The organism is Cellulomonas sp. P2_F12 (genome assembly GCF_056403775.1).
Genome location: NZ_JBFUEV010000007.1, coordinates 45,189 through 58,412 on the forward strand (window position 1 = coordinate 45,189; position 13,224 = coordinate 58,412).

Sequence of the window (13,224 nt, forward strand, 5' to 3'; positions counted from 1 at the left end):
ACCTGGGTCTGGTGGGACGGATGTGCACAGCCTCGGAAAGATCGTGCACGTCGGGCTGAACTATCGATAGTCCGGCAGCATGAGGAAATGGCCCGCTCTGTCACGGTTCGTGACGTGCGCACCCGCCGGATGCGCATGGCGGCCGTGGCGTGCGTCCTCGCCCTGGTAGGCGTGGTCCTCGGTCCCGTCACGGCCGCGGTCGCGGCGCCCGGGATCCAGCTCAGCAAGAAGGCGCCGGGCGACGTCCTGGCGGGGGAGCCGATCACCTACACGCTCACGGTCACCAACCCGCCGAGCAACCCCGACGCGGTGCCCGAGTACAACCTCGGGTTCCGCGACGTCATCCCGGCCGGGGTGTCGTACGTCGGCGGGTCGATGACACCGACGGGCGCGGGCGACCCGGCCCAGGTCGTCGACCCGGACACCGGTCAGACGACGCTGACCTGGAGCAACGTGACGGACCTGTCCGTCAACGGCTCGACCGTCCTGACGTTCCAGGTGCTGCCCGACCCGGCGCTGTACCCGGTCGGCACCACGGTCGAGAACACCGCCGACGTCTACTCCAGCACGGACCCGTTCGTCGCGCCGGAGTTCGACGAGACGGGCGTCCTGGTACCGGGCACGGCGACGGAGACGGCGAGCTCCAACCCGACGACGACGGTGATCTCCGCGCTGCAGATCACCAAGGAGGAGCCCAGCCCCGAGGCGGAGCTGCTGCGCGGCGTGCACGACAACACCACGGTGTACTCGCTGACCATCGAGGCGGCGCCGTCGGGCGGCAGCAGCAACCTCGTGGTGACCGACTACCTCCCGGCGCGGCTCGAGTTCCTCGGCTGCGGCGGGGTCGACAACTCGGCCGGCCCCGAGTACCCCGGAGCCCCGTCGCTGACCGCGACCCCGGTGCCGCCCGACTGCCTGACGCCCGCGTCGGTCACCACGGTGCAGGACCCGCCCCAGAACGGGACGACCACCTACCCGCCGGGCGTCTACACGCGCGTGCAGTGGAACGTCACCGACCTCCCGGCATCGGGCACCGTGACGCTCCGCTATGCGGCGGGCGTCCCGCTGCGCGAGAACGTCCTGTTCCCGGACCCGGCTCCGGCGCCGGCCGGGCTTCTCCAGGTCGCCAACCTGGACAACAACACCGGGCCGTCGACCCGGGAGACGGCGACCGAGCTGTCGGCCACGAACGTCGCACAGGTCACGGGCACGTTCGCCGGCCCGACCGCGCCCGGCACGCCGGCGATCGTCTCGGCCTCGGACACCCACACGGTGTCGGTCGAGGACGTGCGCATGCACAAGAGCGCCGACCGGTCCGAGTTCCTGTCCGGCGGGGTCGTCCGCTACACCCTGACGGTCGAGTCCAGCGAGTACGTGAGCGCGTCCGACATCGTCCTGGCCGACACCCTCCCGAACGGCACGTGCCCTCTCGGCGGACCCGGCACGAACTACACGACGACCGACCGACCCGACTGCGACGGCGGCCGCGCCCCGGCGCCCACCGTGCCGGTCGCGACCGCCACGCAGAACCTGGACGGCACCTTCGACATCACCTTCGCCCCGGTCGCCGAGGGTCCGGACGCGACGACGACCGTCTCGTACTCCGCGGCGATGCTGCCCGAGTACCTCGGGGGCTCGCTGGTCGGGGCCGCGACCGCCACCGGTGACACGTTCACCAACCACGCCTCGCTGACGGCGACGACGACGCCGGTCGCCGGCACGGGAGAGACCGGCACGGTCCAGGTCGAGGACACCTCCTCGTGGACGCTGACCACGGGCTCGGAGTCGATCGACAAGCTGATCGCCCCGCGGTCGATCTCGGGTGGCACCTGCCCGACCGACGTGAGCCTATACGGCGAGCCGGCGTCGTTCCCCCCGCAGGAGACCCAGTTCCGCAAGGGTGACCGCGTCTGCTACGCGCTGACCGTCGACTTCTCCGACCTCACGGAGACCCGCAACCCGCAGGTCACCGACTTCCTGCCGCCCGGCATGACGTACGTCGCGGGCTCCGCGACGGCGGCGATCACGAACGCCGGCGCGCCGTTCACCGTGACGTCGAGCGCGACGGCCGTGCAGTTCGCGATCGGCACGGCCGGGCCGGCCGGGAACCGGTTCGTCGCGGCGGGCGCCACGTTTGCCGCGGTGATCCAGGCGAACGTCACCACGGCTGCGCCCGGCACCACGGCGCTGACCAGGTCGAACCTCATGAAGCTGCGCGCGGAGAACTCGGCAGGCATCGCGGGGACGTTCCGCGACAGCCTGATCGGCGAGACCGCCCCGGTCCCGCCCGTGCGGGTGGTCAAGGGCGTCGAGTCGGTGAGCGCCCCGGCCAGTGGCCCGAACGGCGTGAACAGCAACGTGGACGGCTCCGAGGTGCGCGCGACGTCCGTCGCCACGTTCCGCATCGACGTGACCAACGACGGCGTGGCCGGGACCGCGAACGGCTACGAGGTCGGCGCGCTGGACGTCTGGGACAAGCTCCCGGTCCAGCTGACCTGCGCCGACATCGGCGACGTGCGGTTCGACCCCGTGCCTGCCGCGGCACCCACCGTGACCTGCAGCGACCCCGGCGACCCCGGCCGGCCGGCGTTCCTCGGCGCGGCCGACCTCAGCTTGCTGCAGGTGGTCTTCCCGATCGACGGCTCGCAGCCGGACCTCTCGGGCCAGGGCATCGGCCCCGGTGCCACGCAGTCGATCCTCTACGACACGACGATCCCGGACCCCGCCGGCGTCGGGACCGTCTACACGGACACCGCCTACGTGCGCAGCTACGAGGCACTGACCAACGTGCCGGGCGGCGGGACCGTGACGTTCTACCCGCGGCAGAACGTGGACCTCTCCGTCCTGCCCACCCAGTGGGACGCGCCGGCGGCCACCGACCCGTCGAACGTGCGGGTGCCCGGGCCGGAGGTCGACAAGTCCGCGACGACGTCGATCGTGGAGACCAACAACGACCTGGAGAACCAGGCGACCATCGGCGAGCTCGTCACGTACACCTACGGCGTCCGCATCCTCGCGGGCACGGCTGCGTTCGACGCCGTGCTGCGCGACCCCCTGCCGACGGGCTTCGTGCAGGTCGGGGACGCGACGCTGACCTACCACCCCGACGCGGACAGCGCGGCGACCGCGCCGGTCCCCGCGGGAGTCACGATCGACCCGGACACCGGCACCGTGACCTTCCCGCCCACGTACAACAACGCCACGGCGGTCGATCAGCGCTTCGAGGTCGTCCTCACGGCGAGGGTGACGACGGACGCGATGAGCGCGTCGCAGAACAACCTGCAGGCGATCAACACCGCCCGGTTCGACAGCCTCGCGACCCAGGGCGGCTCGGCCCTGCCGTCGGCGACGGCGTCGTGGACCATCACCATGCGCCAGCCGCGGCCGGAGGTCACCAAGTCGAACGATGCCGACAGCCCGGTGCCCGGCGGCACGACCGTCGAGTACACCCTCACCGCGAGCAACGTGAACACCGACGGCAGCGGCGCGGCGCGCACGCCCCTGCACGACACCTTCCTGGTCGACTGCCTGCCGGCGGGCATGACCTTCGACGCCTACGGGACCGACCCGGGCCGGCCTGCGGCGCCGGGCGGTCCGTCCAACGGCTGCGCCGCCGGCACCACCGCGCTCGTCTGGGTCGTCGACACCATCGAGCCCGGTGCGACCGCGACGCGCACCTACACGGCGACCCTGCCGATCGACGCCGTGGCCGGGACGTCGTACCTGAACAACGTGACCCTCTCGGGCTCGACCCTGGACGACGGCAAGACCGGCCCCACCGTGCCGGACAACCCCGACGAGCGGACCGGGACCGCCACGGCCAGCTCGGAGGTCCGCATCTTCGGGGCGAACATCGTGAAGTCGGTCTCGCCCGAGCGGGCGACGATCGGCCAGGTGGTCACGTGGCGGGTCGACGTCCTGATCGTCCCCAACACGACGTTCTACGACGCCTCGATCATCGACCAGCTGCCCGCCGGCGTGGTCGACCACACGATCACGAGCTACGAGTGCCTCGTGTTCTCCACGCCCGTCGTCCCGTGCAGCACGGTTCCCGTCCGCCTGGACGATGCCGCAGGGCCGGACGGGTCGACGCTCGTCGGGTGGAACTTCGGTGACCTCGCGCCGAGCCCCGACCTGCGCATCGTCTCCGCGACGTACACGGGTAGGATCGACGACGTCCCCGGCAACGTCGCCGGTGTCACGCTGACCAACACGGCGCACACGGCCTGGAACGTCACGGGCGACGGCCCCAACGACGACCCGCAGTCGGCGGACGCGACCTTCGACGCGACGGGTCTGTCCGCGAGCGCGACCGTGACCGTCATCGAGCCGGACGTGACCATCGACAAGGTCGTCGACGACCCGACGCCCGGGCCGGCCGACCGGTTCGAGTACACGATCACCGCCCACAACTCCGCGGACCCGACGTCGAGCGACTCGTGGAACGGCGTCCTCGTCGACACCGTGCCCGTGGGTGTCGTGGTCGACCCCGACAGCATCAGCTTCGGCGGCGTGCTGACCGGCGACGACCCGGTGCGCGGCGGCGGCACGATCACCTGGGACACCCGGGGTCTGGCGATCGCCTACCCGCCGGGCGCGGACGTCGTCGTGACCTACGAGGCGACGCTCGCCCCGTCGGAGCTCCTCGACCCGGCGGCGCTGACCAACTCGGTCCAGGTGACGAACTACGAGTCGCTCGAGTCGGGCGGTCGCGTGTACGTCGGTCCGACGGCGACCGCGCAGGTCGCCCCGGCGTTCCCGCACCTGCAGACCACCAAGACGGCGGTCTCGGCCGCGCCCGCGTACATCAGGTCGCCCTTCACCTGGCGGGTCGCGACGACGAACGACGGGTCGGCGCCGGCCTTCGGCATCGACATCACCGACGTCCTGCCGGCCGGCTGGGAGTACGTGCCGGGTACCTCGCAGCTGACGTCGCCGGCCGGCACCAACGTCCCGCACTCCGACCCGGTGATCGGCGGGGGCGTGGCGGTGTGGTCCGACCTCGGCACGCTGCAGCCCACCCAGACCGCGAGCATGACGTTCCAGCTCCGGCCGACGACGGCCGCGGTGACGGCCCCGGGGGTCGGGTCGACGATTCCGCAGGTCAACCGCGCGCGGGTGCAGGGCGAGGACGCGACGGGCGCGACCGGGAACGCGGACGGCGACTACGACAACGGCCAGGTGACCGCGCAGACGCGCATCGACTCGGCGGATCTGCAGGTGACCAAGACGCACGCGACGCCGGTGGTCGCGGGCAGCAACGCGACGTGGACCGTCACCGTGCGCAACAACGGGCCGAACACGGCCGTGGGACCGTTCGTCATCACGGACACCCTGCCCCCGGGCACGGGATTCGTCTCGGCGACGGGCACGGGCTGGACGTGCGGCGCGCCCGTCTCGGGCGTCGTCAGCTGCGCCCGGACCGCCTCTCCCGGGACGCTCGCCTCCGGGGCGTCGTTCCCCGTGATCACCGTGGTCACGTCGATCCCGGCGACCACGCCGAGCGGCACGACCTTCACCAACGCCGCCACCGCCAACGCGCGGACGTACGACCCGAGCACGGCGAACAACGCGACGACCGACGCGGCGACGGTCACCACCAACGCGGACCTGGCGGTGACGAAGTCCCACGCCGGCCCCGGCGTCGCCGGCGGCGACACCGTGTGGACCATCGGCGTCGTCAACAACGGTCCGTCGGACTCCCAGCCGGTGATCACCGTCACGGACACGCTGCCCGCAGGGACCACCTATGTCTCCGCCGTCGGCATCGGCTGGTCCTGCCCGGCGACCGTGACCGGCCAGACGTTCACCTGCACGCGGTCGACCGTGCTGACGCCCGGCGCCGTGGCGCCGCAGATCGTCGTCGTGGCCCACATCGCACCCGTCGTGACGGGGACCCTCACGAACACGGTCGTGGTCTCGGGCACCACGCCGGACACCAACCCGGCCAACGACACCGCCACCAGCACGTTCCCCGTGACCACGTCGGCGGACCTCGCGATCCAGAAGACGCACACCGGCACCTTCGTCGCCGGGACGACGAACACGTACACGTTCGCCGTGGTGAGCAACGGGCCTTCCGACGCGGCCGCCAACCTCACGATCACCGACACGCTGCCGGGCGGCCTGACGTTCGAGGGGATCGTCGACCCGGCGGGCACGTGGGCCTGCTCCGCGGTCGGACAGGCGGTCACCTGCACGAGCACGGCGCCGCTCGCGCTGGGTGCGTCCACGCAGGTGAGCATCGGCGTGAGCGTCGCGCCCGACCTCGGGTCGGGCAGCTTCGTCAACACCGCGACCGTGTCCTCGCCCACGCCGGACCCCAACCTGGTCAACAACACCGACACGGACGACACCTCGTTCACGTCCGTCTCCGACCTGGCCCTCGCCAAGTCGCACACCGGCACGGCCACCGCGGGTGACCTCGTCGACTGGACGCTGCAGGTGTCCAACCTGGGGCCGTCGGCGACCGTCGGACCGATCGTGGTTGCCGACGGGCTCCCGGCCGGCGTCACCTACGTGTCCGCCACCGGCACCGGCTGGGTCTGCACCGAGGACGCGGGCACGGTGACCTGCACGAGCGCCGCGGGGATCGCCGGCGGCTCGCCCGCGGCCCCGGCACTCGCACCGCCGATCACCCTCAGGGTGCGCATCGCCGCCGACGCCGGGCCCAGCGTGCTGCTGAACCAGGGCTCGGTCGACGGGCCGCAGACCGATCCCGACCTCACCAACAACGACGCCTCGGACGTCGTCACCGTCATCGACGCGGCCGACGTGAGCATCGTCAAGGACGTGTCCGGCCCAGGCCCGTTCGTCGCCGGTGAGCAGGTCACCTACACCCTGACCGTCGGCAACGCCGGTCCGTCGGACGCCGACGACGTGCACGTGGTCGACGACCTCCCGGCGGGCCTCACCGCGCTCACGGCGGTCGGGCCGACGGGCGACGGCTGGACGTGCCAGGTGGCGCCGGACGAGGTCGTCTGCGACCGGCCGACGTTCCCGGCCCCGGCCGCGGGCGACCCGCCGACCACCAGCGTCATCACCGTCACGGCGGCGATCGACCCGAACGTCCCGCAGGACACGGACCTCACCAACACGTCGACGGTGGCCACCTCGACGCCCGGCGACGACCCGGCGGACAACACGTCCGACGCCACGATCACGGTCGACGCGCTCGCGGACCTCGCGGTGACCAAGACGCACCCGGCCGGCCCGGTGAACGCCGGGGAGACCGTCACGTTCACGGTCGGGGTGACCAACAACGGCCCGTCCGACGCCGTCGGTCCGATCGAGGTGACCGACACGCTGCCGGCCGGCATGACGTTCGTGTCGTCGGCGGGGCCGTGGACCTGCACGCCGGACGGCGCGGCCACCACCGTCGTCTGCGACCTCGACGACGTGACGTCGTTGGCGTCCGGAGCGGCCGCGCCGGACCTGCTGATCACCGCGTTCGTGGATCCGACCGTCGACGACGGCACGTTCACCAACACCGCGGTCGGCAGCTCGACCACCACCGATCCCGTCCTGCCGAACAACACGGCCACCGACGACGTGCTCGTCGTGACCACGGCCGACGTCTCCCTCCTCAAGACCCACGCCGGACCCGTGCGCATCGGCGACGACGTGACGTTCAACCTGCGGGCCCGCAACGCCGGGCCGTCCGAGGCTCGCGACGTCGTGATCACCGACCCGTTGCCGGCCGGCCTGACCTACGTCTCGGCCGCCGGCACCGACTGGACGTGCAACGCGCTGCTCCAGGTCGTCCGGTGCACCTATGCGACGCCGCTGGCGCCGCGGACGTTCGCCCCGCCGGTCGCTGTCGTCGTGACGGTCGGGCCGGAGGCGTACCCGAGCGTCGACAACGTCGCCGACGTCGACACGAGCACCACCGGGGACAACCGCGGCGACAACGAGGCGCGGGACCGGGTGGGCGTCCCGCCCCAGGTCGACCTGGCGGTCACCAAGACGCACGACGCGCCGTTCGCCGTCGGCAGCGACGGCACGTGGACGATCGGGGTCACCAACAACGGTCCGACCCCCGACCCGGGTCCGGTGACCGTCACCGACACGCTGCCCCCGGGCGTCACCTACGTCTCGGGCACGGGTGACGGCGTCACCTGCGACGCGACGGGCCAGACGGTCACCTGCACCCTCGCGGACGGCATCGGGATCGACACCCCGGGCGCGATCACGCTCGTCGTTGCCGTGCAGCCCGACGCGTACCCGTCGGTGACCAACGCCGTCACGGTGACGACGCCCAGCGAGGATGTCGACCCCGACAACAACACGGCGACCGACACCGTCGCCGTGCTGCCGCTCGCGAAGCTGGCGATCACCAAGGACGTCGTCGGCCTCCCCGGGATGCTGCCGGTCTTCCAGATCGTCGTGACCAACCTCGGCCCGAACGTGACCACCGCCCCCGTCGTGATGACCGACGACCTGCCGGAGGGGATGACGTTCGTGAGCGCGACGGGCACGGGGTGGACCTGCAGCTCGCTCGCCGACACGGTGACCTGCACCTACCCCGACCAGCTCGCGGTCGGGCAGGCGGCGCCGCCGATCACCCTGGCGACGAGCCTGACCGCGCCGCCGAGCACGTCGATCACCAACGTGGCCGCGGCGAGCGGCGGCCAGCCGCCCGAGTCCTGCCCGGACTGCGTCCCGGTGACGGACGACGCGACCGTCGTCGTCCCCGCAGCGGCGGTCGCCGCCACCGGCGCGGACGCGCAGGCGGTCGCCGTGCTGGCGCTCCTGCTGCTGGTCGGCGGAGCGGCGCTGGTGACCATCAGGACACGGGGCCGCAGGCGACAGATACTGGTCTGATGATCTCGGGCGTGCTCGCACAGCAGCTGCACGAGGCAGGGCTGCGCTGGCACCCGCGCCCCGGCGACCGGTTCGCGGTCAAGACGCTCGACGACCAGGTGTTCACCATCTCCGACATGGTGGTCGAGCCGCACGACTACCCGACCGGGACGGTGCTGGGGTTCAACGGCACGACCGAGTGGGCGCTCGACTCGGTGGCGCAGGAGGACGCCCTGTGGCTGCCGCGCGAGGACCAGCTGCGCGAGCTGCTCGGCGGCACGTTCCGCAGCCTCGCCCGGTCCACCTACGGCGGGTACCAGGTGCTGATCGAGGTCGCCGGCCGGCCGGAGCAGGTGTTCAGCGCCGACGAGGCGGCCGACGCCTACGCCCAGGCGCTGCTGGCCCTCGTCCTCGCGGCGGCCGGGCGGATCTAGCCGTACCCGGCACTCACGTGTGCGGCGGGGCGGGGTGAGCGTCCCGCGACTGCGAACCCAGAGGCAACCGCGTGATCGACATGTACAACCTCACGGCGACGATGCCGTCAGGCGTGAGGTCGTAGACCACGACGTAAGGGAGCCGGTCTGCTGGTAGGGCCCCAGCGACGGCCGGCAGGCAGTCGCCTTCGATCATCGCGGCGTTGTCCTCGACGATGTAGGTGCGCGTCTTGAGCTCGCCCATCTGCACGTGCAGCGTGCGGACGAAGGCGGTGACCGCGGCCCGGCCCTGGAGTCGCTGGCCCGTCTCCTCGTTGGTCCAGGTGACGTCCTCGGTCAGGTGGCGGCCGAGGTCACCGTCCTTCAGGTCCCCGAAGTAGCGCGCCATGAGCGCCCGAGACGCTTCCGTGGTGTTCATCCTGTCGACCCGCTCACCGCAGCTCCGACGTGCACCGGTACGACTGTGCTCCGCGTCGTCGAGGAGATGTTCCTCCGCCGTCGGCGGGCAGCACAAGGTGGGCGGCTCGAGCGCACGGTCGAGATCTCAGCTCGCGCCGGGCCGGACGCCCGGCCCGACTAGACTCCGAGCCATGTCCACCCTCTCTCGCGACGAGGTCGCGCGCGTGGCGGGCCTGGCACGGATCGACCTCACACCGGCGGAGCTCGACCGCCTCGCGGGCGAGCTCGACGTCATCGTCGAGTCGGTCGCCCGCGTGAGCGAGATCGCCACGCCCGACGTGCCGGCCACCAGCCACCCCCTGCCGCTGACCAACGTGTTCCGTCCCGACGTCCCCGTGACGCCGGTCGACCGGGACCTGGTGCTGGCGTCCGCCCCGGCCCAGATCGACGGCAAGTTCGCCGTGCCGCAGATCCTGGGGGAGGACTCATGACCGACCTCGTCCGCCTCTCTGCTGCGGCGCTTGCGGACAAGCTGACCGCGAAGGAGGTGTCCAGCGTCGAGGCGACGCAGGCGCACCTCGACCGGATCGCGGACGTCGACGGGGCGATCCACGCGTTCCTGCAGGTCAGCGGCGAGGCCGCACTCGCGACGGCCGCCGACGTCGACGCGCGCCGGGCAGCCGGGGAGTCGCTGCACGCGCTCGCCGGCGTGCCGATCGCGGTCAAGGACGTCGTCGTCACCAAGGGCCTGGAGACCACCGCGGGATCGAAGATCCTCGAGGGCTGGATCCCGCCGTACGACGCGACGCTGGTCGAGAGGCTCAAGGCCGCGGGCCTGCCCATCCTGGGCAAGACCAACATGGACGAGTTCGCGATGGGCTCCTCGACGGAGCACTCTGCCTACGGCAACACGCACAACCCGTGGGACCTCGACCGGATCCCCGGTGGGTCCGGCGGTGGGTCCGCCGCGGCCGTCGCCGCGTACGAGGCGCCGCTGGCCATCGGCACGGACACCGGCGGCTCGATCCGTCAGCCCGCCGCCGTCACCGGCACCGTCGGCGTGAAGCCCACCTACGGCGGGGTGTCCCGCTACGGGCTCATCGCGCTGGCCTCGAGCCTGGACCAGGCCGGTCCGGTGACCCGCACGGTCCTCGACTCGGCGCTGCTGCACGAGCTCATCGGCGGCCACGACCCGCGCGACTCGACCTCGATCGACGAGCCGCTGCCGGCGCTCGTCGCCGCCGCCCAGCAGGGCGCGAAGGCCGACCTGTCGGGCGTGCGCGTGGGCGTCATCCGCGAGTTGCAGGGCGAGGGCTACCAGCCCGGCGTGCTAGCGCGGTTCGAGGAGTCGCTCGAGCTGCTGCGCGGCGCGGGCGCCGAGATCGTCGAGGTCTCCTGCCCGCACTTCACGTACGCACTCGCGGCGTACTACCTGATCCTCCCGGCCGAGGCGTCGAGCAACCTGGCCAAGTTCGACGGCATGCGCTTCGGGCTGCGAGTCATCCCTGAGGACAACCCGACCGCCGAGCGCGTCATGGCCGCCACCCGTGGCCAGGGCTTCGGCGACGAGGTCAAGCGCCGGATCATCCTGGGCACCTACGCCCTGTCGGCCGGCTACTACGACGCCTACTACGGCTCGGCGCAGAAGGTCCGCACGCTCATCCAGCGCGACTTCACGGCCGCGTTCGAGGCAGCCGACGTGCTGGTCTCCCCGACGGCGCCGACCACGGCGTTCAAGCTGGGCGAGAAGCTGGACGACCCGCTGGCCATGTACCTCAACGACGTCGCGACCATCCCGGCCAACCTCGCGGGCGTGCCCGGTCTGTCGCTGCCGAGCGGCCTGTCCGACGACGGCCTGCCGGTCGGTTTCCAGGTGCTGGCGCCGGCCAAGGCCGACGACCGGCTGTACCGGGTCGGAGCCGCGCTCGAGGCGCTGCTCGAGAACGAGTGGGGCGGCCCGCTGCTGCTGAAGGCCCCCGAGCTGGAGGTCGCACGATGAGCACGCTGGTGGACTACGACGACGCCGTCGCGCGCTACGACACGGTCATCGGCATCGAGGTGCACGTCGAGCTGGGCACGCGCACCAAGATGTTCGACGGCGCGGAGGTGACGTTCGGCGCCGAGCCGAACACGCAGGTCACGCCGGTCTCGCTGGGGCTCCCGGGCGCGCTGCCCGCGGTCAACGCGGTCGCCGTCGAGTACGCGATCCGCATCGGGCTCGCGCTGAACTGCTCGATCGCGGAGACCTGCCGGTTCGCCCGGAAGAACTACTTCTACCCGGACGTCCCGAAGAACTTCCAGACGTCGCAGTACGACGAGCCCATCGCCTACGAGGGCTGGGTCGACGTCGAGCTGGACGACGGCAGCATCTTCCGCGTCGACATCGAGCGCGCGCACATGGAGGAGGACGCCGGCAAGAACACGCACATCGGCGGCTCCGACGGTCGCATCCACGGCGCCGAGTACTCGCTGGTGGACTACAACCGGGCCGGCATCCCGCTGGTGGAGATCGTCACCAAGCCGATCACTGGGGCGGGGGAGCGGGCGCCCGAGGTCGCGCGCGCCTACGTGCAGACGCTGCGCGACATCTTCCGGGCGCTCGAGGTCTCCGAGGCGCGGATGGAGCGCGGCAACGTGCGCGCCGACGTCAACGTCTCGATCCGGCCTTCTGCGGACAGCCCGCTGGGCACCCGCACGGAGACCAAGAACGTCAACTCGTTCCGGTCGGTCGAGCGGGCCGTGCGCTACGAGGTCAGCCGCCAGGCGGGCGTGCTCGACGACGGCATCGCGATCATCCAGGAGACGCGCCACTGGCACGAGGACACCGGGACCACCGCGTCCGGCCGCGTGAAGTCGGACGCCGAGGACTACCGGTACTTCCCGGAGCCCGACCTGGTCCCGATCGCGCCGGACCGCGCGTGGGTCGAGGAGATCCGCGCCGCGCTGCCCGAGCTGCCGGCCGCCCGACGCCGGCGGCTGCAGGCCGAGTGGGAGTACGCCGACGCGGAGATGCGCGACGTCGTCAACGCGGGCGCCGTGGAGCTCATCGAGACCACCATCGCCGCGGGGGCCAGCCCGGCCGCCGCGCGCAAGTGGTGGATGGGCGAGCTGGCCCGCACGGCCAAGCAGCAGGAGGTCGAGCTGGCGGACCTGCCCGTGACGCCGACCCAGGTCGGGCAGCTGCAGAAGCTGGTCGACGACGGCCGGATCAACGACAAGCTGGCCCGCCAGGTGCTCGAGGGCGTGCTGGCGGGCGAGGGCGACCCCGAGACGGTGCTCGTCGCGCGCGGGCTCGAGGTCGTGTCCGACGACGGCCCGCTGCTGGAGGCCATCGACGCCGCCCTGGCCGCGCAGCCCGACATCGCCGAGAAGATCCGGTCGGGCAACCTCGGCCCGGTGGGCGCGATCATCGGCGCCGTCATGAAGGCGACCCGCGGGCAGGCCGACGCCGGCCGCGTCCGCGAGCTGCTGCTCGAGCGCATCGGCTCCTGACAGGCTCCTGACACCCACGACGTCCGCACTCGAGAGGGTCAGAGCCCCCTCGAGTGCGGACGTTGCGGCGTTCCGGCGGACGCGCACCGTGATCCGC

6 protein-coding genes are annotated in these 13,224 nt (G+C 72.1%); 5 read left to right on the plus strand and 1 reads right to left on the minus strand.

Features of this window, described 5'->3' with window-relative positions; translation table 11 throughout:
• The first annotated feature begins 114 nt into the window (after positions 1–114).
• Together AC1DWH_RS14860 and AC1DWH_RS14865 are read left to right on the plus strand one after the other, a co-directional pair.
• Complete coding sequence (locus AC1DWH_RS14860) at positions 115–8,823, plus strand: hypothetical protein (protein WP_477094323.1); 8,709 nt, start codon at positions 115–117, stop codon at positions 8,821–8,823.
• Entirely contained in the window at positions 8,823–9,236 is a 414-nt protein-coding gene (locus tag AC1DWH_RS14865) for a pilus assembly protein CpaE (RefSeq protein ID WP_477094324.1), read from the plus strand. The genes AC1DWH_RS14860 and AC1DWH_RS14865 overlap by 1 nt, the downstream gene beginning before the upstream one ends.
• A gap of 13 nt (positions 9,237–9,249) precedes the next feature.
• On the opposite strand, the gene AC1DWH_RS14870 is transcribed toward AC1DWH_RS14865, so the two are convergent.
• A complete protein-coding gene (locus tag AC1DWH_RS14870) occupies positions 9,250–9,654 on the minus strand; it encodes a nuclear transport factor 2 family protein (RefSeq protein WP_477094325.1) in 405 nt (134 codons plus the stop codon).
• 172 nt (positions 9,655–9,826) lie between these two features.
• On the opposite strand from AC1DWH_RS14870, the gene gatC reads away from it, so the two are divergent.
• From gatC to gatB, 3 genes are read left to right on the plus strand one after another with little or no spacing between them, the layout of a single operon-like run.
• On the plus strand, positions 9,827–10,126 hold the full coding sequence (gatC, locus tag AC1DWH_RS14875) for an Asp-tRNA(Asn)/Glu-tRNA(Gln) amidotransferase subunit GatC (protein ID WP_456846127.1): 300 nt from the start codon (positions 9,827–9,829) through the stop codon (positions 10,124–10,126).
• Complete coding sequence (gatA, locus tag AC1DWH_RS14880) at positions 10,123–11,634, plus strand: Asp-tRNA(Asn)/Glu-tRNA(Gln) amidotransferase subunit GatA (RefSeq protein WP_477094326.1); 1,512 nt, start codon at positions 10,123–10,125, stop codon at positions 11,632–11,634. The genes gatC and gatA overlap by 4 nt, the downstream gene beginning before the upstream one ends.
• Complete coding sequence (gene gatB / locus AC1DWH_RS14885) at positions 11,631–13,127, plus strand: Asp-tRNA(Asn)/Glu-tRNA(Gln) amidotransferase subunit GatB (RefSeq protein ID WP_456846129.1); 1,497 nt, start codon at positions 11,631–11,633, stop codon at positions 13,125–13,127. Before gatA ends, gatB begins: the two co-directional genes overlap by 4 nt.
• The last annotated feature ends 97 nt before the right edge of the window (positions 13,128–13,224 follow it).